This is a genomic window from Tabrizicola sp. T74, from assembly GCF_057219935.1.
In genome coordinates this window covers 1-21,315 of record NZ_JBXVVT010000010.1, presented here as the reverse complement: position 1 = coordinate 21,315, position 21,315 = coordinate 1, and the positions used below count along the sequence as shown (strand labels likewise).

The following is a 21,315-nucleotide window of genomic DNA, read 5'->3' as shown; positions in this document are numbered from 1 at the left end:
CGGCTTCACCGCATAAGCGCGCATCCCGGCCAGAGGCGACTTTGGGCCGGGACACATGTTGTCAATGACGCCCCATCCGGGGCGCGCTGTCCGAGGCGGGGAATTCCCCGAGAACACCCAGGAATGGGGGCCACAGGGCGCGGAGCGATGGAAGGAAAGACCATGTTTGCGGTCCTCAAGACCGGCGGCAAGCAGTACAAGGTGCAGGCGGGTGACGTCCTGCGCGTTGAGAAGCTCGACGCCGTTGCCGGTGACAAGATCCAGTTCAACGACATCCTGATGGTCGGCACCACCGTGGGTGCGCCGCTGGTCAAGGGCGCGGCCGTGCAGGCCGAGGTCATCGACCAGATCAAAGGCGAAAAGACCATCCACTACGTCAAGCGCCGCCGGAAGCACTCCAGCCAGCGCACCAAGGGCCACCGCCAGCACCTGACGCTGGTGCGCGTGACCGAGGTCCTGGAAAAGGGCGCCGACAAGTCGGGCGTGAAGGCCGCCGTCGGCACCGCTGCCGCCCGCGTCGCCGCGCATGAGGCCCCCGGCGCCAAGCCGGCTGCCGCCGCCGAGAAACCGAAGCGTGCCGCCAAGGCCGCTGCAGCGCAGGAGTAATCCCCCATGGCACACAAGAAAGCAGGCGGTTCGTCCCGCAACGGTCGCGACTCGGCCGGTCGTCGTCTTGGGGTGAAGCTGTTCGGTGGCCAGCACGCCATTCCGGGCAACATCATCTGCCGTCAGCGCGGGACCCAGTGGTTCCCGGGCGAAGGCGTGGGCATGGGCACTGACCATACCATCTTCGCCACGGTCGAGGGCCGCGTGACCTTCAAGAAAGGTCTCAAGGGCCGCACCTTCATTTCGGTCCTCCCCGCTGCGGAGGCAGCCGAGTAAGCCGAACCTTTACAATCGGATTGTAGATGGGGGATCGGCCGAAGGGCCGGTCCCCTTTCTCGTTTCCCGGGGGTCAATTGCAGATTGTGGCAATGCGTCACGACCTCACCCCGAAAGGGCCAAACATTCGGGCGATTGCGCGGTTAGCCGACAATCCCCACATGTGCTTCGAAGGAGGGAAGCCATGATCCTGGAGAAGATCGCCGCCCCGGTCGAAATTGCGACCGAGCGCTTTGTCCTGCGGCCGGTGCGCAAGTCCGATGCCGGGCTGTTTGCGCTTTATGCGGGGGACCAGCGTGTGGCCGAGGCGACGCAAGGCATTCCCCATCCGCTGCCCCCCGGCGCGGCCGAGGCGTTCTGCGCCCGTGCGATGGCCGCTGGCGGCGAAGAGGACATCTGGGTCATGGACGGCACGCGGTCGGACCTGCCCGAGGTGCTGGGGGTGATTTCCCTGAAGAAGATGGACCGCAACCAGTCCGAGGTGGCGTTCTGGGTGGCGCCTGCCTTCTGGAATCACGGCATCGCGTCCGAGGCCGTGCAGGCGCTGGTGGCTGCGAACCCGCAGAAGAACTGCACGATGTTTGCGGAAGCCTTCCAGGACAACCCGGGTTCGGCCCGCGTCCTGACCAATGCAGGGTTCCAGTATCTGGGCGACGCCGAAAGCTTCTCCGTCGCGCGGGGCGTGAACGTGCCGACCTGGACCTATATCCGCAAGCTGCACTAGCGGACGATGGCCCTTGCCGTCCGCCATAAGACCGCACGGCTGACCCTGCGACCTGTCGCCGCCTCGGATGAGGCGGAGGTCGTTACGGCCATCGATGACAATGCAGTTTCGGGTTGGCTGGCGGTGGTGCCGCATCCGTATACCGCGGCGGACTTCCGGTTCTTCCTCACGGAGATCGCCCGCCCGGGTGAAGTCTTCGTCATCGAGGACGCAGCCGGATTTGCCGGGATCATGTCCATCGAGGATGACGTGCTTGGGTACTGGCTTGCGCCCCGCGCCCAAGGGTTTGGCTATGCGACCGAGGCCGGACGTTGCCTTGTGGCGGCCCATTTCGCTGGCAGCGATGCGCCACTGACCTCGGGCTATTTCGAGGGCAACACGCGGTCGGCCAACGTACTGGCGAAGCTGGGCTTCGTCGAAACCGGTCGGGACGTGAAGCATTGCCTGGCGCGTCATGCCGACCTTCCGCATGTTGTCCTCTCTCTGGCCAGTGAGCGCTTTTGGGCGTTGCAGGGCTAGTGCCTTTGGTTCGCTGGGGATCGGGATAACCCGACTGCCGAACACATCCGGTTTCTCGTATCATCCCCCCGGTTTTGCAGGAGGAACTTCGAATGATCGAGCTTCCCGCTTCGTCAGTCGACTTCGACGATTGCGAGTACTCGGATGCGCAAGAGCTGCTCTACGGCGGAGAACCCTTTACCGGTGCGGTGGTCGAACGCGGGCCGCAGGGGCAGATCGTCACATTGCAGTGGTTCCGCTTTGGCATTCCGGATGGCATTTCGCGGATCTGGTCGCACGAAGGGCAGCTGCGGCAAGAGATCGACTATGCCTTCGGCCTGCCCAAATTCCGCAAGGAGTGGCATGCAAATGGGCAGCTGGCGCTGGAAATGGTCTTCGACAGTTTGGCGCAAGTCACGCACAAAGCGGCATGGGACGAGGCGGGCAAGCCGACCAAGATGCCTTGGGAACGCTGACCTGCCTATCCGCCCGCTTTCTGGTCTTCCCCTCAGCCCAGAGGCTTCAGCACTGCCTTCAGTGCGGAAAGGGGGTCATCGGACCCCCAGATCTCCTCGCCCACCGCGAAGAAGTCGGTGACCGGGCCGAACTTTGCCACGAGCTCGGCCGTCAGCGCGCCTTCGGCGATGATCGGGACCTCGATCACCTCGGACCACCATTCGAAAAGCTCGAACGGGGCCTGGCTGCCGTCGCCCAGGCTGGTCGCGCCGATGGGGCCGAAGGCGACGTAATCCGCGCCCGCCTCACCCGCAGTCATGCCGTCATGTTTCGAACCCTTGCAGAACGCCCCCACGATGGCGTCCGCCCCAAGGTCCTTCCGCGCCTTCCGCACGTTGCGGGAGCCGTCGGTCAGGTGGACGCCGTCCAGCCCAAGGCGCTCGGCCAGGATCAGGTGATTGTCGATCACCACGGCCACGTCGCGGGCATGGGCCGCCTCGCGTGCGGCATCGGCGGCGCGCATCAGGGTGTCTTCGTCCCGGGTGGCGAGCGACAGGCGCAGGCAGGCGATATCGATGCCGTCCAGAACCAGGCCCAGACGGTCCGAGAAGCTGTCGGGATCAAAGGTCGGGGGGCTGATCAGGGTGATCTGCGGGCGGTCGTCTGCGGCCATTTCGGGCTCCGAATTCCTGTTCCGGCCCGTCTATCAGCGTTTGGGCGGCTTGGCTACATTGGGCGCGGCGCTTGTCACGCGGTGCGCGCTGGCCTATCTGGCGGCAGGTTTTCCGCAAAGGTGGCGCATGATCCCCCCCGTCTTCATCCTGGTCCGGCCGCAGATGGGCGAGAACATCGGGGCTGCGGCGCGGGCGATGCTGAACTTCGGGCTGACACGGATGCGGGTGGTGGGGCCGCGCGACGGCTGGCCGAACCCGAAGGCTGTGGCGATGGCATCGGGGGCGGGGCGTCTGCTGGACGACGCGCAGCTTTACCCCGACCTCGCCCCGGCGATCGCGGACTGCGACTATGTCTTCGCCACCACCTCGCAGCGGCGGGAGCTGGTGAAGGATGTGGTCACCCCGGAACATGCGATGGCGGTCGCGCGGGCGCTGGCGGCCGAGGGCAAGCGGGTCGGCGTGATGTTCGGGCCGGAACGGGCGGGGCTGGAGAACGAGGACATCATCCGGGCCAATGCGACGGTGTCGGTCCCGGTGAACCCGGAATTCCCCTCGCTGAACCTGGCGCAGTGCGTGCTGCTGATGGGGTACGAGTGGGGCCGGCAGGGCTATGAGGTGCCGGCCGTCGTCCAGGAGATGGCCCGGACCGAGCTGGCGAACCGTGAGGAGGTCGAGCGGCTTGCGGACCACTTCGAGGAGCGGCTGGAGGCGGCGGGGTTCTTCTTTCCGGCGACCAAGGTCGAGGGGATGAAGGCCAACCTGCGGAACATGTGGGGGCGGCTGGGGCTGACCCGGGCCGAGGTGCAGACCTTCCACGGGATGCTGCGGCAAATCGCCTACAAGCTGAAGAAGCAGGGGGAGTGAGCGAAGTGTCCACGGTGGACATTTCTGGAAGTCAAATAAGAATCAATTGGTTGCTTGCGGACGCTAACCGTCTGTTCACCAGGATTTTCGCGTTGACTGGCCGTCTGACGCTGCCCAAACTTCGCCGTGGCAGCGCAGGAAGGCGGTGGCATGGTCCTGATCCGGCGGGCGACCCTTGCCGATGGCACGGCGGCGGTCCGGACCTTGCGCCGGTCGATCACCGAACTTTGCGTGGCCGACCATCACAATGATGCTGAAGAGCTTGATCCTTGGTTGCGTAACAAGACGTTGGAGAACTGGGCGAAGTGGGTCGCACAGGACGATGCCGTGCTGATGGTCGCGGATCGCGACGGTGCAGTTGTCGGGGTCGGCGCAACCACGCTGCAAGGCATGATCCTGCTGAATTACGTCCACCCCGATGCACGCTTTTCCGGGGTCAGCAAGGCTCTGCTTGCGGCTTTGGAGGCCGAAGCTTGGCGGCATGGTGCACGCCGATGCCGGTTGCAGAGCACGATCACGGCCCACGCCTTCTATGCCGCCTGCGGCTACCGGCCCGAAGGGAATGGCGAGACCTTCGTGAAGGACTTGGGCGAATAGGCCTTGAGACCCGGCGGGCTATTGCCGGTGACGCGGCGTGCTGGGGCTGTCGGACGGATCGGCTCTTGGCCTTTGGCGCGGGTCTTGCGTATCATCGCGGCATAACGAGAACATGAGACGGGCAGCGACATGGCAGAGACGGGTCCGGCGGAGGTCTTTCCGCGGCGTATGGCAGTACTCCTCGCGGGATCGGCGCTGTTGTCGGCCTGCGTGGCAGCGGGACGCTCAGGCGCTGGTGGCGGGTATCGCGCGCCGGACCCCGCTCCGCGCGCAGTGCCGAATGCGGGCTGGGACGCTTGGGTCGACGGGTTCAAGGCGCGCGCGGCCTCGCGCGGCATTTCGACCGGGACGATCGATGCGGCCTTCCGGGGGGCGGGGTTCCTGCCCGAGGTGATCGAGCGCGACCGCAACCAGACCGAGTTCAAGCGCAGTCTGGAGGACTACCTGAACATCGCCGCCTCGGACGAACGGGTGGCGCTGGGTCGACAGAAGTATGCGCAATACGGTGGGGTGCTGTCGTCCATCGAAAGCCGCTACGGCGTCGAGGGTCATGTCGTGGCGGCGGTCTGGGGGCTGGAGAGCTTTTTCGGCACGCGGCGGGGGAATGTTCCGGTCGTGTCAGCCTTGTCGACGCTGGCCTATGAGGGGCGGCGGGGCGAGTTCTTCGAAAGCCAGCTGGTTGCGGCGCTGAAGATCCTGCAGGCGGGGGATATCTCTCCGCAAGCGATGACGGGCAGCTGGGCGGGCGCGATGGGGCATACCCAGTTCATCCCGACCTCGTACCTCGCTTATGCGGTGGATTTCACCGGCGACGGGCGGCGCGACATCTGGGGCGAAGATCCGACGGATTCGCTGGCCTCCACGGCAGCCTATCTGGCGCAGTCCGGCTGGACCCGCGGGCTGCCCTGGGGGATGGAGGTCGTGCTGCCTGCGGGGTTCAACGCAGGCCTTCTGGGGCGCGGCAAGGGGCAGTCGGCCGAGGCCTGGGCGGGCCTGGGCGTGCGGTCTGCGGATGGGCGTGCGCTGGCGGGCGGATCGATCATCGCGGGCGGGAATGGTGGAGGGGCCCCGCATTTCCTGCTGACGCAGAACTTTGCCACGATCCTGCGCTACAACAACGCGCAGAACTACGCGATTGGCGTGGGGCATCTGTCGGACCGGCTTTTGGGCCGGGGTCCGGTGCAGGCCGCCTTCGGGCCGGATGCAAGCGGGATGACCAAGGCCGACCGGCAGGAGTTGCAGCGGCGGCTGACCGCGGCGGGGTTCGACACAGAGGGGTCGGATGGGGTGATCGGCGCGAAGACGAGGGCCGCGATCAGCGCCTATCAGGCAAGTGTCGGGCTGCCGGTGACCGGCGAGCCGTCGCTGGAGCTGCTCCGCCGGTTGCAGTGAACGGGCGGTGGGCGCATCGCCCACCCTACGGGAGGCACAGAGGTGGCGCATCGCATCTACGGGATGAGCTTCGCCAAGCTTTATCCGGTCTATCTGACGAAGGTGGAGCGGAAGGGCCGGAGCCGCGCGGAGCTGGATCAGGTCGTCTTCTGGCTGACCGGGCATGATGCGGCGAGCCTGACTGCGGTCCTGGAGGAGGGACCGTCACTGGAGCGCTTCTTCGCCGAGGCTCCGGGACTGAATCCGGCCCGGGACCGGGTGACGGGCGTGATCTGTGGCGTGCGGATCGAGTCGATCGAAGAGCCCTTGATGCGCGAGATCCGGATCCTGGACAAGCTGGTGGACGAGCTGGCGAAGGGCCGACCCTTGGCGAAGGTGCTGCGGCAGGTCTTAGCGGGCGGTGGGCGGATCGCCCACCCTACGCTGACGCGCTGACCGGACCTTTGCCCGGGGGTGGCTGGCGTTGGATGCCTCCGGCGGGAGTATTTGACCAAGGGCAAATGCTGCAGGGAATCATTCGACTGCGTTGACATGCGCCGTGCGAATGACCCGTTCGCAATGCTGGGCGAGCTCCTTGCGGCCCTCGAAGGCATCCACCGGGACCTCGGGGTGAAAGATGACCTCGACCCTTCCCTGCGGGGCGGTGGCGAGGGTTTTCAGTAGGTGGCTGGCGAAGTCCATGTCGCCCCACCAGCCATAGTGGCGCGGGTCTGCGCCCGCGGGGGCGTGGAAGATCACGGTGACCGGCTGGATATGCATCGTCCGTTCGAGGGCCGGGGAGTAGAAGGCCTGGAACAGGGTCGACTTGAACGGCAGGACCCGGATCGCGTCCGTGCTGGTGCCTTCGGGAAAGAAGAGCAGGCGGTGCCCGGCCTGGAGGCGCTGTTCGAAGATGTCCTGCTGCTTCTTCGCCTCGGTCCCCTTGCGGGCGATGAAGACGGTGCCGGTGGCGCGGGCGAGCCAGCCGATGCCGGGCCAGCTGGCGACCTCGGACTTGGCGACGAAGTAGATGGTCTGGACCGCGTTCAGGACGAAGATGTCAAGCCAGGAGGAATGATTGGCGACGATGGCTCCGGGCTTTGTCATCGGGGTGCCGTGGACCGTGAGCGGCAGGTGGAGGAGGCCGAGCGCGGTGCGGCAGACGAAGCGCGTGATATGGGGGGTGACGGGGCGCTGTTGGCCGAAAAGGGGCCATTCGATCAGGCGGACGAGGAGGTGGATGACCAGTCCACCGTAGGTGAGAAGGCCCACCAGTGTCCCACGCCAGAGGACGCGCAGCCAGCCGAGGGGCGTGACGCGCAAGGGCGGCGGGGGGACGTCCTGCCAGGCGGTCATGGGCCGGCCTTGCGGATGTAGAACTCACGATGGCGGGCCGACATCTGGCCGGTGTCCATCACGAGGCAGACGTCGGTGGTGTTGAAGGCGCGGTCGATCCAGGCGCCGTCGCCGACAAAGCCGCCAAGCCGCAGGTAGGCCTTGATGAGCGCGGGTGTGGCCGACATGGCGGCGCGGCGGTCCAGGCTGGCCGCTGGGACCAGGTCCATGTCCTGACGGTGCGGCGGCAGCGCGCGGACCCGCATGTCGGGGGGGGCGAGGTGGTGGTGGTGCAGGTAGGACAGGGGCTGCGCCAGCGTGGCGACATCGGTGCCGTGGAAGGAGGCGGCGCCGAAGAGGATCTCGATCCCGCGGTCGAGGACATATTCCGCCAGCCCGTTCCAGAGATGGAACATGGCAGTGCCGCCCCGGTGGTCGGTATGAACACAGGAGCGGCCAAGTTCCAGGAGGCGGCGGCCCGAGGCGAGGAGGGGAGAGAGGTCGAACTCGGTTTCCGAGTAGAACCGGCCGGCAGAGGGGCGGCGGTCGCAGGGCAGGATGCGGTAGGCGCCGATGACATGGGCGTGGGTTGCCGGGTCGATGCGGCGGTCGACGAGGATCAGGTGGTCAAAATGCGGGTCGAAGGCGTCGCGTTCCAGGCCCTTCTGGTGATCGACCAACGGGCCGTCGCCGCCAAGCTCGCGCACGAAGACCTGATAGCGCAGCGACTGCGCGGCGGTCAGGTCATCGGGCGAGGTCGCCAGCCTAACGACATAGGGGGATTCTTCGGCAGACATCCGCGGCGATCTCGGGCCTTCAATCACGCGTTCGACGGGTCTGACTTAGACACGGGGCGGCAGCAATGCAACCGTTTGCCGGTTAGGCCGCAGGGGAAGCAATTCCCGGTTGAGTTTCCCGGCCGGATTCGCACTATGGGTGATCGGGGCCCGCCACTGGCAGAAGGAAGACGCGCTTGCTGTCGATCACGACTTTCCCGGCGTTTTCAAAGTTCACTGTCACCTTGTTGTCGATGTTCGACTGTACCTGACCAAGACCCCAATCCGCCTGATCCGGGTGTCGCACCAGCATGCCCGGTTCAAGAAGCGCCGCCAAATGAAGTCCTTTCGCCCGGTTCGATGATGCAAGACAAGCCCGACCTCGCCGCCCTGATCGCCTCGCGTATCTGCCATGACCTTATCAGCCCGATCGGGGCGATAGGCAACGGGGTGGAGCTTCTGGCCATGGAGCCGGGCGGCGTGCGCCCGGAAATGACGCTGATTTCGGAAAGCGTGGCCAATGCCAATGCGCGGATCCGGTTCTTTCGGGTGTGTTTCGGGCAGGCGTCCAGCGACCAGCGGATCGCGCGGTCCGAGGTGGTGTCGATCCTCGGCGACCTCGGGCGCGGCGGGCGGATCAGCTATGCCTGGACCAGCCCGACGGACCTGTCCCGGCGCGAGGTGCGGCTGGCGTTCCTCTTGCTGCAATGCCTTGAAAGTGCCCTGGCCTACGGCGGCAAGATCAGCGCGACGCGGTCAGACAATGGCTGGCAGGTCCTGGCCGAGGCGCCGCGGCTGAAGGTCGACCCCGCGCTATGGGAGGTGCTGACCGAGCCGCGCGCCCCGGCCGAGATCGGGGCGAACCAGGTGCATTTCGCGCTGGTGCCGGATGAGCTGGCGCGGCAGGGGCGGCGGCTGATTACCGAGATCGGGGATACGACGATCCGGCTTACGTTCTGACGGTTCCGTCGCCGGTCACCAGGTACTTGAAGCTGCAGAGCTGCTCGGCCCCCACGGGTCCGCGGGCGTGCATCTTGCCGGTGGCGATGCCGATTTCCGCGCCCATGCCGAACTCACCGCCATCGGCGAACTGGGTCGAGGCGTTGCGCATCAGGATCGCGCTGTCGAGGCGCTGGAAGAAGCGTTCGGCGGTGGCGTCGTTCTCGGTCAGGATCGCTTCGGTGTGGCTGGAGCCGTATTTGCGGATGTGGTCGATGGCCTGATCCACGCCGTCGACCAGCTTGGCCGCGATGATCATGTCCAAGAATTCGCGGCCGAAATCATCCGGCGCGGCGCGTTTGGTGCCGGGGATCTTCAGAAGCTCGCCTTCAGTGCGGACCTCGACGCCGGCCTTCAGCAGGTCCTCGATCAGGACGCCGCCGTGCTTCGTGTAGAACTGCCAGTCGATGAGCAAGCACTCGGCCGAGCCGCAGATGCCGGTGCGGCGCGTCTTGGCGTTCAGGACGACGCGGCGGGCTTTTTCAAGGTCGGCGTCGCGGTCGGCATAGACGTGGCAGATGCCTTCGAGGTGGGCGAAGACGGGGACCCGCGCCTCGCGCTGGACGAGGCCGACGAGGCCCTTGCCGCCGCGGGGGACGATGACGTCGATGTATTGGGTGGCCTGCAGCATGGCCGTCACCATCTCGCGGTCGCGGGTGGGGATGAACTGGATGGCAGCGGCGGGGAGGTTGGCGGACTTGAGGCCGTCGAGCATGCAGGAGTGAATGGCCTCGGACGTCTCGAAGCTTTCCGAGCCGCCGCGCAGGATGACCGCGTTACCGGATTTCAGGCAGAGCGCGCCCGCGTCGGCGGTGACGTTTGGGCGGGATTCGTAGATCACGCCGACGACGCCGAGAGGGGTGGCGACGCGCTGGATGTGAAGGCCGTTGGGGCGGTCCCATTCGGCGAGGACGCGACCAACGGGATCTTTCTGTTCGGCGATCTGGCGCAGCGCGTCGACGATGCCACGCAGGCGGGTGTCGTCCAGCCGCAGGCGGTCGCGCATCGCGGGGGTAATGCCGCGCTGGTCGGCGGCGTCGAGGTCGAGGGTGTTGGCGTCGAAAATTTCCTGCCTCCGCCGCCAGACGGCATCGGCGGCGGCGATGAGCGCGGCGGCTTTCCGTTCCGACGAGGCGCAGGCGAGTTCAGCCGCTGCAGCACGGGCTTTTTGGCCGATGTCGGTCATCAGGTCGGTGAACTGGCCGTCCATTGTCTCGCTCCGTTTCCGTCCGGGGGCCAAAATTCTTGAGTAAGAATTTTGGCAAATTCCTTACGCAAGGAATTTGGGCCCCTCAAACCACCATGTCGTCCCGGTGCACCAGCGCCGCGCGGCCCTGGTAGCCGAGGATTGCCTCGATCTCGCCCGACCGGTGCCCGGCGATCTTGCGGGCCTCGGCGGAAGTATAGCGCACCAGGCCCTTGCCGAGAACCACGCCTTCGGGCGACAGGATCGCCACTGGCTCGCCCCGCCCGAAGCTGCCGGTCACTTTGGTAACCCCTGCCGGGAGCAGGCTTTTTCCGGCCTTGAGAGCCGTCACTGCACCGGCATCCAGCAGCAGCTCGCCCTTCGGCTTCATCGCGTTGATCCAGCGTTTCCTCGCGACCTGCGGGTCGGCGGCCGAGACGAACCAGGTCCGCGTCGCCCCTTCGGCCAGCGCTTTCAGCGGGCGGAGGGTCGACCCCTCCATGATCGCCATCGCACAACCACCCGCAACGGCGGTTTTGGCGGCGAGGAGCTTGGTCTTCATCCCGCCCTTTGAGAGCCCGCTGATCGGATCGCCGGCCATCGCCTCGATCTCCGGCGTGATCGTGTCGACCACGTCGAACCGAGTGGCGCTGGGGTCTTCCTTGGGGTTCGCGGTGTAGAAGCCGTCGACGTCACTGAGGAGGATCAGCTGGTCCGCGCCGACCGTCACCGCGATCTGCGCCGCCAGCCGGTCGTTGTCGCCGAAGCGGATTTCATCGGTGGCTACGGTGTCGTTCTCATTCACGATCGGCACGACGCCGAGGCCCAGAAGCGTCTCCATCGTCGCGCGGGAGTTCAGGTAGCGGCGGCGGTCCTCGGTGTCTTCCAGCGTCACCAGCACCTGCGCGGTGGTGATGCCGTGGGGGGCGAGCACCTCCTCATAGGCGCGGGCGAGGCGGATCTGGCCGACAGCGGCGGCGGCTTGGGATTGTTCGAGCGTCAGGACGCCCTCGGGCAGGCCGAGGACCTTGCGGCCAAGGGCGATGGAGCCGGAGGAGACGAGGACGACATCGGTGCCGCGCGTCTTCGCCTCGGCTACGTCGAGGGCGAGGGCGGAGAGCCAGTTCTGCTTGAGGCCGGTCTTGCGGTCCACCAAAAGCGCCGAGCCGATCTTGACGACCAGCCGCTTGGCGGTGCGGATGTCGGGCGCGTGGAGCGTCAAGGTTGCCACGGCGCGGTCTCCTCCACCGGGGCCTCCGCCGTGATGGTGGCGTAAAGGGCGCGCAGGACCTCGGGCAGGCCCTTGCCGGAAACGCCGGAGATGACATGGACTGGGCCGCCGGAGGCCTTCTCCAGCGCGCGGCGGCGGTCGCTGATCTGCTTGGCATCCATCGCGTCAGTCTTGTTCAAGGCGACGATGCGGGGCTTGTCGCCCAGGACTTCAGAGTAGGCCTCAAGTTCGGTCACGATGGTCTTGAAATCCTTCGTGATTGTCGAAGACGTCCCGTCGACCAGATGGAGCAGGACCTTGCAGCGTTCGACGTGCGCGAGGAACTGCATGCCCAGACCCCGGCCCTCGGAGGCGCCCTCGATCAGGCCGGGGATGTCGGCCATGACGAACTCGTGCCCGTCGATGCCGACGACGCCGAGGTTCGGGACCAGCGTGGTGAAGGGGTAGTCGGCGATCTTCGGCCGCGCGTTCGAGACGGCGGCGAGGAAGGTGGACTTGCCCGCATTCGGCAGGCCCACAAGCCCCGCGTCGGCGATGAGTTTCAGGCGCAGCCAGATGGTGCGCTCGATGCCCTCTTGCCCCGGGTTGGCCCGGGCCGGCGCGCGGTTGGTCGAGGACTTGAAGCGCAGGTTGCCCCAGCCGCCGTTGCCACCTTCGGCAAGGCAGACGCGCTGGCCGGGTTCGGTGAGGTCGGCAAGGACGGTTTCCTCGTCCTCGTCCAGGATCTCGGTCCCGAGGGGGACCTTCAGCACGATGTCGTCGCCCGACTTGCCGGTCTTCTGGTTACCCATGCCAGGCTGGCCGGACTTGGCGAAGAAATGCTGCTGGTAGCGGTAGTCGATGAGGGTGTTGAGGCCTTCCACCGCCTCGGCCCAGACTGACCCGCCATGGCCGCCGTCGCCGCCATCGGGGCCGCCGAATTCGATGAACTTTTCGCGCCGGAACGACACGCAGCCGGCCCCGCCGCCACCGGAGCGGATGTAGACTTTGGCGAGGTCGAGGAACTTCATCTGAGGGGCTTTCGGGACGCGGTTGAAGCGCGGGGATACAGGAAGCGGGGCGGATGCTCAAGCGTGGGTCCCCCGGAACGCTCCTCGTGCGCCTTCGGCTTCTCGTCGCTGGGGCGTCAGCGACGAGCGACGAAGGAGACGAGGAGCCCCCAAGGGGGCGCGTTAAGTCGCAGGGCCTTGAAGGCGGGGGTAGGGGGGCCTAGTGTCCCGGCCAGGACGAAAGGGGTTCCGGATGGCCACCAAGCGCAGCATTTTCGAAGAGGTCGGGTCGGAGCAGCAGGCCGCGGTCACGCCGACGGGTGGCGGGATCGACGCCCGACCCAAGGGGGCGCGGCGCGGCATCCGACTGTGGCTGGTGGCCCTTTTCCTGCTGGTTGCGACGATGATCGCGGTGGGGGGCCTCACGCGGCTGACGGACTCGGGTCTGTCGATCACCGAATGGCGGCCCGTTACCGGTGCGCTGCCGCCGCTGAGTGCCGAGGAATGGCAGTCGGAGTTCGACAAGTACCGCGCCATTCCGGAATACCATTTGCAGAACAAGGGGATGAGCCTGGAGGAGTTCAAGGTCATCTACTGGTGGGAATGGGGGCATCGCCAGCTGGGCCGGGTGATCGGACTGGTCTGGTTCGTGGGTCTTCTGGGCTTTGCGTTGGCGCGGGCGATCCCGCCGGGCTGGACCGGGCGGCTGATCCTGCCGGGCGTCCTTGGCGGAGTGCAGGGTGCGGTCGGCTGGTGGATGGTGTCTTCTGGCCTGACGGGCACGATGCTGGACGTCGCCTCCTACCGGCTGGCGCTGCATCTGGGGCTGGCATTCGTCATCCTTGGCGTGCTGGCGTGGTACATCTTCCTGCTGGGACGGTCCGAGGCCGAGCTGATGACCGCGCGGCGGGGGCGGGAGGCGAAACTTTTCAGCCTCTCCACCGGGCTGATGCATTTCGCCTTCCTGCAGATCGTACTGGGCGCACTGGTCGCGGGCATTGACGCCGGACGGGCCTTCCCGACCTGGCCGCTGATGAACGGGCAGTTCTTCCCGGCGGATGCCTTTTATGTGCCGGACGGGAACGGGGGGACGTTGCCGGTCTGGCACGCGTTCTTTGAAAACCCGGGTATGGTGCAGTTCATCCACCGGATGTCCGGGTATCTTCTGTTCGTTTTCGCCGTGGTCGTGTGGTTGCGGGGCCGCAAGTCCAGCTACCAGGCGACGCAGATGGCCTTCCACCAGGTCATGGCGATGATGGTGGTGCAGATGGCGCTGGGCATCGCGACGGTCCTGACCGTGGCGCATGTCCATGTTGCGATCACGCACCAGATCGGCGCGGTGATCCTGTGGGTGCTGATCCTGCGGGCGCGGCATTTGTCTCAGTATCCGGTCGCGGGATCGATCCGGGAGGGCACGGCATGAGCGCGTTTCAGGAACTGATGGCCTTCCAGCGTCAGACCGAGGCATTGGCGCAGGTCGCAGGGCGGCTGGGCTGGGATCAGGAGACGGTAATGCCCGAGGGCTCTGCCGGGCAGCGGGCCGAGGAGATCGGCGCGCTGGAGGGCGTGCTGCACGCGCGGCGGACGGATGCGCGGATTGCGGGCTGGCTGGAGGCGGCAAAGGCCCCCGACGCGGTGGGCGAGGCGCAGTTGCGGCAGATCCGGCGGTCCTACAATCGGACGATGAAGGTCCCGGCGAAGCTGGCGGAGGAGATCGCAACGACGATGTCCCTGGCTCAGGGTGTCTGGGCGGAGTGTCGGGGGCGCGAGGACGTCTCGGGGTTCCTGCCGACCTTGCGGAAGGTGGTGGAGCTGAAGCGGGCCGAGGGCGCGGCGCTGGCGGCGGGGGGAGACGCATACGACGCGCTGGTGGACGATTATGAGCCGGGGATGACCGGGGCGGCAATCGCGGCGATGTTCGATGCGATGCGGCCCAGGCTGGTGGCGTTGCGGGAGAAGGTGCTGGGGGCGGAGGCTCCGAAAGGGGTGGTCGGCACCTTCGGGCAAGACGCGCAGCTGGCGCTGTCGAAGGAACTGGCGACGGTCTTTGGCTATGACTGGTCGCGGGGCCGGGTGGACCTGGCGGTGCATCCGTTCTCCTCGGGCTCCGGCCATGACGTGCGGATCACCACGCGGGTGTCGGAGACGGACCCGTTCAACTGCTTCTACTCCACGATCCACGAAGTGGGCCACGCGGCCTATGAGCAGGGGATCGATCCCGCCTACGCGCTGACGCCCATCGGGCAGGGCGTGTCGATGGGGGTGCATGAGAGCCAGAGCCGGTCGTATGAAAACCAGCTGGGGCGGTCGCGGGCCTTTACCGGGTGGCTGTTCGGGCGGATGCGGGAGGTCTTCGGGGATTTCGGGATTGCCGACGCGGACGCCTTCTACAAGGCGGTGAACCGGGTGCATCCGGGGTATATCCGGACCGAGGCCGACGAGGTCCACTACAACCTCCACATCATGATGCGGTTCGATCTGGAGCGGGCGCTGATCCGCGGGGACCTGCAGGTTGAGGACCTGGAGGCGGCGTGGAATGACCGGTTCCGGGCGGACTTCGGGGTGGCGGTGGACCGGCCGTCGAACGGGATGCTGCAGGATGTCCACTGGTCCTGCGGCCTCTTCGGCTACTTCCCGACCTATACGCTGGGGAACGTCTATGCGGGGTGTCTTGTGAAGGCGCTCCGGGCGGAGGTTCCGGGCCTGGACGGCCAGATGGCGCGGGGCGATGTCTCGGCGGCGACGGGTTGGCTGCGGGAGCGGCTGCAGCGGCATGGGGGCCTCTATGAGCCCCGGGACGTCGTGCGGCGGGCCTGCGGGTTCGAGCCGTCGGAGGGACCACTTCTGGACTATCTGGAGCAGAAGTTCGGGGCGATTTACGGGGTGTGACGGGGATCGTGTCCACGGTGGACAGTTGCCGCGTTCCCTTTGGGATCAAGCACTTGCTCGCGGACGTTAGGGGAATGTTAAGGTCTTGAAATCCGCGCCTCCCGACCGCTCGTCGTTGGACTTCGTCCCTCCTCGCTGGCGCGCTGCCGACGAGAAGCCGAAGGCGCACGAGGAGGTTTTGCTGCAGTGACGGAGAAGGGCGGATCGGCGGTCTGGTTGCTCGCGCTGGGGCAAACGCTGATCTATGCGGGCTGCTATTATTCCTTCCCGGCCCTGCTGCCCGATCTGGTTGCGGCAACGGGCTGGACCAAGGGCGAGTTGGCGCTGGGACCGACGCTCGCCTTCCTGGTCATGGCGGGACTGACACCGTTCACCGGGCGGCTGGTCGACCGGGGCCTTGGCGGCGAGATGCTGGTCTGGCTGCCGGTCCTCTGCGCGCTGGGCGTGGCGGGGTTGGGGCTGACGGGCAGCCTGACCGGATGGCTGGTCCTGTGGGCTCTGATCGGCGTGGCGCAGGCCGGAAGCCTGTATGAGACCTGCTTTGCCTTCCTGACGCGGCGGCTCGGTGACGGGGCGCGGGCGGCGATCACTCAGGTGACGCTGGTTGCGGGGTTTGCGGGTACGGTGGCCTTTCCCCTGGGGCATTGGTGGGGCACTGCCTTGGGCGGGCAGGGGGCGTTGGTCGCTTTTGCCGGGCTGGTGCTGCTGGCGGCACCGTTGAACGCAGTGGCAGTGCGGCAGTTGCGGCGGCGGGAGCGGGCGGGGCATGTTATCCCGCCAAGCCCGCCGGGGGTGCTGCAGGCGGCACTGCGGCGCCCTGCCTTCTGGGCCATCGCGCTGGGGTTCCTAGCGGTTTACCTCAACCACGGCATCCTGATCACCTATGCGCTGGTGCTGTTCGCCGACCGGGGGGCTGCTCCCGCCGTGGCGGCCTTTGCGGCGGCCTGCGTCGGGCCTGCGCAGGTGGCGGGGCGGCTGGTCCTGCTGGCCGCGGGGGCGCGGGTGACGACGGGGCAGGCGACGATGGCCTCTCTGGGGTCGATCGTGGTGGCGGGAGTGCTGCTTTGGATGGCCGGAGCCGCGCCGCTGCTGATCTTTGCCTTTGCGCTGGCACAGGGGGCGGGGATCGGGCTGACCTCGATCCTGCGGCCGGTGCTGATCGCTGAGGTGCTGGGGCGGCAGGGGTTCGGGGCGATCTCGGGCGCAGCGGCGGTGGCGCCGATCCTCGCCTCGGCGGCGGCGCCGTCGGTGGGGGCGGGTTTGCTTGCGCTGGGCGGAGCGGGGCTGGTCTATGCAGTCTGCCTGGGGCTGGCGGTGGTGGGGCTGGCGTTGATGGCAGCGTTGCTGGCGCGGCGGGAGTCGGTCTGAAGCCCGACCTACAGCCCGATCTGCGGGGCGAGGGGGAGTCGGGGCAGGCCCCGACCTACTTGCGGGTGAGGAAGGCTTCGATGCCTTGCGCTGTGTCGGGGCGGAGCGCGTTCTCGACGATGGCGGCACCGGCGACCTGGTAGGCCTGGTTCAGCGGCAGGCCAAGCTGGGCCTGGAAGGCGCGTTTGCCAAGGCGGATCGCGGCGGGGTCTTTGGTGGCGATCTGGGCGGCGAGGGCGCGGGTGTCTTCCTCCAGCCGGTCGGGCGGGGAGAGGCGGTTGACGACGCCCATTGCTTGGGCGCGGGGGGCGGAGAGGAAGTCGCCGGTCGTCAGAAGCTCGAAGGCGGCACCAGGGGCGATGCGGCGGGAGAGGGCGACGGCGGGGGTGGAGCAGAACAGGCCGAGGTTGATGCCGTTCACGCCAAAGCGGGTGGTTTCCGAGGCGACGATCAAGTCGCAGGTGCAGGCAAGCTGGCAGCCGGCAGCGGCAGCGACACCCTGGACCTGGGCGATGACGGGTTGGGGCAGGGCGGCGATCTGCTGCATCAGGGCAGAGCAGCGGTCGAAGAGCGCCTGGAACTGCGCGCGGCCTTCGTCGGGGGCACTGCGGTAGGACTGCATTTCCTTCAGGTCGTGCCCGGCGGAGAAGGCCTTGCCTTCGGCGGCAAGGATCACGACGCGGACCCGGTCATCGGCGGCGATGGCGGTGAAGGTGTCGGCCAGCGCCTGCAGCATCGGAGTGGAGAGCGCGTTCAGCGTGCCGGGCGAGGCGAGAGTGACGGTGGCGATGCCGCCCGCGTCGGTTCGGGTCACAAGGGCGGACATGTCAGCCCTTGGGCTTGAGGAACCGGCCTTCGATCTGCGCGCCGCTTTCGATGACGATGGCGGCGGTGGTGACATCGGCCTTGACCACGGAGGAGGCCCGCAGCGTGAAGCTTTCGCAGGTGACCTTGCCGTCGAACTTGCCCTTTACCTCGACCGTATGGGCGTTGACGGTGCCCTTCACCCGGCCTTCCTGCCCGATGATGAGGCCGTTCGCGGTGATGTTGCCGTCGATCTCACCCAACACCTCGACAGAGCCGGAGGAGGTGATCTCGCCGGTGATCTTCAGATCAGCGCCAAGCACGGACCGCGCGGAGTTCGAGCCGGGGGCCGATGGGCGCGGGACCGAAGGGGCGGTCGGGGCCGAGGTCGGGTCGGAGGTCTTGGAGAACATCGAGGCAATCCTTGGGCGAAACGCTGCCCTGATAAGGACGGATAGCGGTTGTCGGGTCAAGGGGCGGATTGGGCTGGCGGCAGCTTTCCCCGGGAGGAATGTCGCATTGGGGCCTGACAAGGCGGGGCCGGTTTGGTCAGATGGCCGGGGAATCAGGGGGGCAGTGATGTCGGACGCGTTCTTCCAGCCGGTCTCGGGCTTTGACCTGCCGCGCTTTGCCGGGGTGCCGACCTTCATGCGGCTGCCGCATGTGGGGTTCGACCATCCACGGTTCGGGGAGGTGCAGATCGGCCTGATCGGCGCGCCCTGGGACGGGGGGACGACGAACCGGCCGGGGCCGCGGCATGGGCCGCGCCAGCTGCGGGACCTGTCGACGATGATCCGGGCCGTGAACGGGGCGACCTGGGTGGCGCCGTTCCAGTTGGCGCGCTGTGCGGACCTGGGGGACGTGGCGCCCAATCCGGGCGACCTGATGGATTCGATGGCGCGGATGGAGGCGTTCTATTCGAAAGTGGTGGCGGCGGGGATCCGGCCACTGACGGGGGGCGGGGATCACCTGTGTTCCCTGCCGATCCTGCGGGCGGTGGCGAAGGCGCGACCGGTGGGGATGATACAGTTCGACAGCCATACCGACCTGAACGACATCTATTTCGGGACTTCGCGCTATAACCACGGCACGCCCTTCCGCCGGGCGGTGGAGGAGGGGCTTCTGGACCCCAAGCGCTATGTGTTGATCGGCATTCGGGGTACGGCCTATGGCCGCGAGGACTGGGATTTCGCCGAGGCGAACGGCATCCGGATAATCCCCATCGCCGAGTTCCATGCCCGGGGGGCCGAGGACGTGATGGCCGAGGCGCGGGAGATTGTCGGCCAAGGGCCGGTCTATGTGACCTATGACATCGACTTCGTCGACCCGACCTTCGCGCCGGGGACGGGGACGCCCGAGGTGGGGGGGCCGACCTCCTGGCAGGCATTGCAGGTGGCGCGGGGGCTACGCGGGCTGGACGTGGTGGGGGCGGACCTGGTGGAGGTCTCGCCGCCGTTCGACCAGTCGGGCGGGACGGCCTGGCTGGGGATTTCGCTGATGTTCGAAATGCTCTGCGTCATGGCCGAGCGGATCGCGCGGGGCTGAGGGCGGAGCGGGGGTTTCACACCCCCCAGCACATTGGTTTCTTGAACCAATGGCGAACCCAATGTGCTACCCGTGGAGTATTTGTCAAAAGAGCAAGCTGGAAGAGGTTGGCATGGCTGCCGAAACGATCATCACCAATGCGAAGGTCCTGACGATGGACGAGGGCCGTCCGCGGGCCGAGGCGGTGGCCTTCGCGGGCGGGCGCATCCTGGCGGTCGGAAGCCAGGCCGAGGTCGAGGCCCTGGCGGGGCCTGCGACGCGAGTGGTGGATGCCGGGGGGCGGACGCTGCTGCCGGGCTTCGTCGAAAGCCACCTGCATCTGGTCCTGGGCGGGAACGAGTTGACGCAGCTGCAGTTGGGCGGAGTTGTGGGCTTTGAGGCGCTGGCGGCGGCCTTCCGGGACTATGCGGCAAAGAACCCGGGCCTACCGCTGTTGATGGCGCAGGGCGCGGCCTATGAGATCCTCGACCATCCGTTCACGCGGCATGATCTTGACCGGGTCATCGCCGACCGCCCCATCGCGATGATGTCGCCCGATCACCACACGGTCTGGGCCAACACGGCGGCGCTGACGGCGGCGGGGCTGTTGCGCGGAGCCACGATGCCCCCCGGTCATGTCGTGGTGATGGGCGCGGATGGCACGGCGACGGGGGAGCTGCTGGAGTTCGAGGCGTTCAGCCCGGTGCTGGCGCTGACCGGGGACCTGCATCTGCAGCTGGGGATCGCCACGGGCGGCGAGCCGGACCCCTGGCCAAGCGCCGAGCAGCGCGCGAAGGACAAGGCGAAGGTCGCGGCGGGCCTCGCGCATTGTGCGGCGCAGGGGATCACATCCATGGTGAACATGGACGGCAACCGCTATACCTGCGTCCTCCTGGCCGAGATGGAGACCGAGGGGCGGCTGACGGCTCGCGTCAAGGTGCCGTTCCACTTCAAGCCGCATATGGAACTGTCGGAGTTGGACCGGGCCTCCACGATGGCGGCGGAGTTCACGGGGGACTGGGTGACCAGCGGTTTCGTCAAGATGTTCCAGGACGGGGTGGTGGACAGCCGCACGGCCTATATGCTGCACAACTATCCGGGGACGACCGAGCGGGGTGAGCCCCTGTTCGAGGCGGAGCGGTTCAAGGAGATCTGCCGCGAAATCTCGCGCCGCGACTTGCAGATCGCGGTCCATGCCATCGGCGACGGGGCGGTGCGCCAGACGATCGACGGGTACGAGGCGGCGGGGCGACCGGACCTGCGCCACCGGATCGAGCATATCGAGCTGATCGACCGGGCCGATGTGCCACGGCTGGGGGCGCTGGGGATCACGGCCTCGGTCCAGCCGCCGCATCCGCCGGGGGCGATGGATTTCCCGATGTCGACGATGGACCACGTCTTCCACAAGCATCGCTGGAAGGATGCCTATCTGACCCGGACCCTGGCCGAGCAGGGGGCGCATCTGGCCTTTGCCTCGGACTGGCCGGTGACGGATGTCAGCGTCATGCGCGGCATCCAGGCGGCGCTGACCCGTGTACCCTATGAAGGCTGCCAGGATGAGCGCGTCAGCCTTATGGCGGTTCTGCGCGCCTATACGGCGGGCGGAGCCTGGGCCGCGCATATGGAGCGGCTGACGGGGACGCTGCGCGAAGGGATGGCGGCCGATCTGGTGCTGATCGACGGGGATATCGAGGCGATTCCGGCGGATCGGATGGGCAAGACGGGAATCGCGCTGACAATTGCCGGGGGCAGGGTCACGCATGACCCGTCCGGGATGGCGGGCGGGGCGGCATAACGCCTTGATTTCAGGCGGGAAGTGGCGTGTTCCTGAAAAAACGTCATCTTCCTGTCATTTTCCGCTTGCGGGTCCCGAGACGCGGGACTAAAAGCCGCCTCACCGAAACGGAACGGTGCTGGAAACGGCGGCGGGAAGGGACGGAAGCGGTGGTGAAACGCCGCGAAATCTTCGGAGGCAAGATGGCAGTACAGCCAGAAGTTCTGGCGTGCTGCGTGTTTTGTGTCCGCGCTCTTTGACATTGCTGGAAGATGAAGGGATATGCGGGCGGTTTGGGCGCATCGGCGTCAGACGTTTGCATATCGGCTCACTAGGGTTTCGGCCCGATGATGTGAGTGTCAGCTTCACTGTCT

The 21,315-nt window shown here is 67.0% G+C and carries 24 protein-coding genes; 15 read left to right on the top strand and 9 right to left on the bottom strand.

From position 1 onward, the window contains the following. Window positions 1-162 precede the first annotated feature (162 nt). The 5 genes from rplU to AC2EAL_RS21150 all read left to right on the top strand — a co-directional run bounded on the left by rplU (window position 163) and on the right by AC2EAL_RS21150 (window position 2,580). On the top strand, window positions 163-606 hold the full coding sequence (gene rplU / locus AC2EAL_RS21170; RefSeq protein WP_484726226.1) for a 50S ribosomal protein L21: 444 nt from the start codon (window positions 163-165) through the stop codon (window positions 604-606). A gap of 6 nt (window positions 607-612) precedes the next feature. Next, complete coding sequence (gene rpmA, locus AC2EAL_RS21165; RefSeq protein WP_484726225.1) at window positions 613-882, top strand: 50S ribosomal protein L27; 270 nt, start codon at window positions 613-615, stop codon at window positions 880-882. 184 nt (window positions 883-1,066) lie between these two features. Beyond that, window positions 1,067-1,606 carry a GNAT family N-acetyltransferase gene (locus tag AC2EAL_RS21160; RefSeq protein WP_484726224.1) on the top strand — a complete coding sequence of 180 codons (540 nt, stop codon included), beginning with the start codon at window positions 1,067-1,069 and terminating at the stop codon, window positions 1,604-1,606. 6 nt (window positions 1,607-1,612) lie between these two features. After that, on the top strand, window positions 1,613-2,125 hold the full coding sequence (locus tag AC2EAL_RS21155; RefSeq protein ID WP_484726223.1) for a GNAT family N-acetyltransferase: 513 nt from the start codon (window positions 1,613-1,615) through the stop codon (window positions 2,123-2,125). Between the two features lie 92 nt (window positions 2,126-2,217). Further along, window positions 2,218-2,580, top strand: coding sequence for a toxin-antitoxin system YwqK family antitoxin (locus AC2EAL_RS21150; RefSeq protein ID WP_484726222.1), 363 nt, complete (start codon window positions 2,218-2,220; stop codon window positions 2,578-2,580). A gap of 32 nt (window positions 2,581-2,612) precedes the next feature. Here AC2EAL_RS21150 and AC2EAL_RS21145 read toward each other — a convergent pair whose 3' ends face one another. Beyond that, a complete protein-coding gene (locus tag AC2EAL_RS21145) occupies window positions 2,613-3,233 on the bottom strand; it encodes a thiamine phosphate synthase (RefSeq protein ID WP_484726221.1) in 621 nt (206 codons plus the stop codon). A 127-nt stretch (window positions 3,234-3,360) separates the two neighbouring features. Here AC2EAL_RS21145 and AC2EAL_RS21140 point away from each other — a divergent pair, with 127 nt between their 5' ends. From AC2EAL_RS21140 to AC2EAL_RS21125, 4 genes are all read left to right on the top strand, one after another. Then, a complete protein-coding gene (locus AC2EAL_RS21140; RefSeq protein ID WP_484726220.1) occupies window positions 3,361-4,098 on the top strand; it encodes an RNA methyltransferase in 738 nt (245 codons plus the stop codon). Window positions 4,099-4,224: 126 nt separating this feature from the next. Continuing rightward, a complete protein-coding gene (locus AC2EAL_RS21135; protein WP_484726219.1) occupies window positions 4,225-4,695 on the top strand; it encodes a GNAT family N-acetyltransferase in 471 nt (156 codons plus the stop codon). 168 nt (window positions 4,696-4,863) lie between these two features. Next, window positions 4,864-6,087: a lytic murein transglycosylase gene (locus tag AC2EAL_RS21130; protein ID WP_484726218.1), complete on the top strand. Its 1,224-nt coding sequence runs from the start codon at window positions 4,864-4,866 to the stop codon at window positions 6,085-6,087. A 42-nt stretch (window positions 6,088-6,129) separates the two neighbouring features. Next, entirely contained in the window at window positions 6,130-6,522 is a 393-nt protein-coding gene (locus AC2EAL_RS21125) for a DUF2200 domain-containing protein (protein ID WP_484726217.1), read from the top strand. A gap of 78 nt (window positions 6,523-6,600) precedes the next feature. Here AC2EAL_RS21125 and olsA read toward each other — a convergent pair whose 3' ends face one another. The 3 genes from olsA to AC2EAL_RS21110 all read right to left on the bottom strand — a co-directional run bounded on the left by olsA (window position 6,601) and on the right by AC2EAL_RS21110 (window position 8,490). After that, window positions 6,601-7,422, bottom strand: coding sequence for a lyso-ornithine lipid O-acyltransferase (gene olsA, locus AC2EAL_RS21120; RefSeq protein WP_484726216.1), 822 nt, complete (start codon window positions 7,420-7,422; stop codon window positions 6,601-6,603). Then, complete coding sequence (gene olsB / locus AC2EAL_RS21115; RefSeq protein ID WP_484726215.1) at window positions 7,419-8,198, bottom strand: L-ornithine N(alpha)-acyltransferase; 780 nt, start codon at window positions 8,196-8,198, stop codon at window positions 7,419-7,421. Before olsB ends, olsA begins: the two co-directional genes overlap by 4 nt. 133 nt (window positions 8,199-8,331) lie before the next feature. Further along, the gene (locus AC2EAL_RS21110; protein WP_484726245.1) at window positions 8,332-8,490 is read right to left on the bottom strand and encodes a DUF3553 domain-containing protein; all 159 of its coding nucleotides are present in this window, start codon (window positions 8,488-8,490) and stop codon (window positions 8,332-8,334) included. A 50-nt stretch (window positions 8,491-8,540) separates the two neighbouring features. On the opposite strand from AC2EAL_RS21110, the gene AC2EAL_RS21105 reads away from it, so the two are divergent. Next, complete coding sequence (locus AC2EAL_RS21105) at window positions 8,541-9,137, top strand: histidine phosphotransferase family protein (protein WP_484726214.1); 597 nt, start codon at window positions 8,541-8,543, stop codon at window positions 9,135-9,137. Here the strand turns inward: AC2EAL_RS21105 and AC2EAL_RS21100 are convergent. From AC2EAL_RS21100 to obgE, 3 genes are all read right to left on the bottom strand, one after another. Beyond that, window positions 9,127-10,386 carry a glutamate-5-semialdehyde dehydrogenase gene (locus AC2EAL_RS21100; protein WP_484726213.1) on the bottom strand — a complete coding sequence of 420 codons (1,260 nt, stop codon included), beginning with the start codon at window positions 10,384-10,386 and terminating at the stop codon, window positions 9,127-9,129. The two genes, AC2EAL_RS21105 and AC2EAL_RS21100, sit on opposite strands and share 11 nt — an antisense overlap. Before the next feature lie 82 nt (window positions 10,387-10,468). Continuing rightward, on the bottom strand, window positions 10,469-11,593 hold the full coding sequence (gene proB, locus AC2EAL_RS21095) for a glutamate 5-kinase (RefSeq protein ID WP_484726212.1): 1,125 nt from the start codon (window positions 11,591-11,593) through the stop codon (window positions 10,469-10,471). Next, window positions 11,581-12,603, bottom strand: a complete 1,023-nt coding sequence (gene obgE, locus AC2EAL_RS21090) for a GTPase ObgE (protein ID WP_484726211.1) — start codon at window positions 12,601-12,603, stop codon at window positions 11,581-11,583. Before obgE ends, proB begins: the two co-directional genes overlap by 13 nt. A 232-nt stretch (window positions 12,604-12,835) precedes the next feature. Here obgE and ctaA point away from each other — a divergent pair, with 232 nt between their 5' ends. From ctaA to AC2EAL_RS21075, 3 genes are all read left to right on the top strand, one after another. Next, a complete protein-coding gene (gene ctaA / locus AC2EAL_RS21085; protein WP_484726210.1) occupies window positions 12,836-14,005 on the top strand; it encodes a heme A synthase in 1,170 nt (389 codons plus the stop codon). Beyond that, window positions 14,002-15,471 carry a carboxypeptidase M32 gene (locus AC2EAL_RS21080; RefSeq protein WP_484726209.1) on the top strand — a complete coding sequence of 490 codons (1,470 nt, stop codon included), beginning with the start codon at window positions 14,002-14,004 and terminating at the stop codon, window positions 15,469-15,471. Before ctaA ends, AC2EAL_RS21080 begins: the two co-directional genes overlap by 4 nt. A 186-nt stretch (window positions 15,472-15,657) precedes the next feature. Then, a complete protein-coding gene (locus tag AC2EAL_RS21075) occupies window positions 15,658-16,839 on the top strand; it encodes an MFS transporter (protein ID WP_484726208.1) in 1,182 nt (393 codons plus the stop codon). Between the two features lie 55 nt (window positions 16,840-16,894). Here the strand turns inward: AC2EAL_RS21075 and AC2EAL_RS21070 are convergent, their stop codons facing one another. Continuing rightward, entirely contained in the window at window positions 16,895-17,665 is a 771-nt protein-coding gene (locus AC2EAL_RS21070; protein WP_484726207.1) for an enoyl-CoA hydratase, read from the bottom strand. A 1-nt stretch (window position 17,666) separates the two neighbouring features. Next, a complete protein-coding gene (locus AC2EAL_RS21065) occupies window positions 17,667-18,056 on the bottom strand; it encodes a bactofilin family protein (RefSeq protein WP_484726206.1) in 390 nt (129 codons plus the stop codon). 166 nt (window positions 18,057-18,222) lie between these two features. Between AC2EAL_RS21065 and speB the strand changes: the two genes are divergently transcribed. Together speB and AC2EAL_RS21055 are read left to right on the top strand one after the other, a co-directional pair. Further along, window positions 18,223-19,188 carry an agmatinase gene (gene speB / locus AC2EAL_RS21060; protein ID WP_484726205.1) on the top strand — a complete coding sequence of 322 codons (966 nt, stop codon included), beginning with the start codon at window positions 18,223-18,225 and terminating at the stop codon, window positions 19,186-19,188. 112 nt (window positions 19,189-19,300) lie between these two features. Further along, window positions 19,301-20,962 (top strand): amidohydrolase, encoded by a 1,662-nt coding sequence (locus tag AC2EAL_RS21055; RefSeq protein WP_484726204.1) that lies wholly within the window; start codon window positions 19,301-19,303, stop codon window positions 20,960-20,962. The last annotated feature ends 353 nt before the right edge of the window (window positions 20,963-21,315 follow it).

Coding starts and splice junctions, on each gene's coding strand:
- AC2EAL_RS21110 (WP_484726245.1), bottom strand. CDS start 8,490: ATGCTGGTGCGACACCCGGATCAGGCGGATTGGGGTCTTGGTCAGGTA.
- rplU (WP_484726226.1), top strand. CDS start 163: ATGTTTGCGGTCCTCAAGACCGGCGGCAAGCAGTACAAGGTGCAGGCG.
- AC2EAL_RS21100 (WP_484726213.1), bottom strand. CDS start 10,386: ATGGACGGCCAGTTCACCGACCTGATGACCGACATCGGCCAAAAAGCC.
- AC2EAL_RS21150 (WP_484726222.1), top strand. CDS start 2,218: ATGATCGAGCTTCCCGCTTCGTCAGTCGACTTCGACGATTGCGAGTAC.
- AC2EAL_RS21160 (WP_484726224.1), top strand. CDS start 1,067: ATGATCCTGGAGAAGATCGCCGCCCCGGTCGAAATTGCGACCGAGCGC.
- obgE (WP_484726211.1), bottom strand. CDS start 12,603: ATGAAGTTCCTCGACCTCGCCAAAGTCTACATCCGCTCCGGTGGCGGC.
- AC2EAL_RS21130 (WP_484726218.1), top strand. CDS start 4,864: ATGGCAGTACTCCTCGCGGGATCGGCGCTGTTGTCGGCCTGCGTGGCA.
- AC2EAL_RS21140 (WP_484726220.1), top strand. CDS start 3,361: ATGATCCCCCCCGTCTTCATCCTGGTCCGGCCGCAGATGGGCGAGAAC.
- olsA (WP_484726216.1), bottom strand. CDS start 7,422: ATGACCGCCTGGCAGGACGTCCCCCCGCCGCCCTTGCGCGTCACGCCC.
- speB (WP_484726205.1), top strand. CDS start 18,223: ATGTCGGACGCGTTCTTCCAGCCGGTCTCGGGCTTTGACCTGCCGCGC.
- AC2EAL_RS21055 (WP_484726204.1), top strand. CDS start 19,301: ATGGCTGCCGAAACGATCATCACCAATGCGAAGGTCCTGACGATGGAC.
- AC2EAL_RS21145 (WP_484726221.1), bottom strand. CDS start 3,233: ATGGCCGCAGACGACCGCCCGCAGATCACCCTGATCAGCCCCCCGACC.
- rpmA (WP_484726225.1), top strand. CDS start 613: ATGGCACACAAGAAAGCAGGCGGTTCGTCCCGCAACGGTCGCGACTCG.
- AC2EAL_RS21070 (WP_484726207.1), bottom strand. CDS start 17,665: ATGTCCGCCCTTGTGACCCGAACCGACGCGGGCGGCATCGCCACCGTC.
- ctaA (WP_484726210.1), top strand. CDS start 12,836: ATGGCCACCAAGCGCAGCATTTTCGAAGAGGTCGGGTCGGAGCAGCAG.
- olsB (WP_484726215.1), bottom strand. CDS start 8,198: ATGTCTGCCGAAGAATCCCCCTATGTCGTTAGGCTGGCGACCTCGCCC.
- AC2EAL_RS21080 (WP_484726209.1), top strand. CDS start 14,002: ATGAGCGCGTTTCAGGAACTGATGGCCTTCCAGCGTCAGACCGAGGCA.
- AC2EAL_RS21105 (WP_484726214.1), top strand. CDS start 8,541: ATGCAAGACAAGCCCGACCTCGCCGCCCTGATCGCCTCGCGTATCTGC.
- AC2EAL_RS21065 (WP_484726206.1), bottom strand. CDS start 18,056: ATGTTCTCCAAGACCTCCGACCCGACCTCGGCCCCGACCGCCCCTTCG.
- AC2EAL_RS21155 (WP_484726223.1), top strand. CDS start 1,613: ATGGCCCTTGCCGTCCGCCATAAGACCGCACGGCTGACCCTGCGACCT.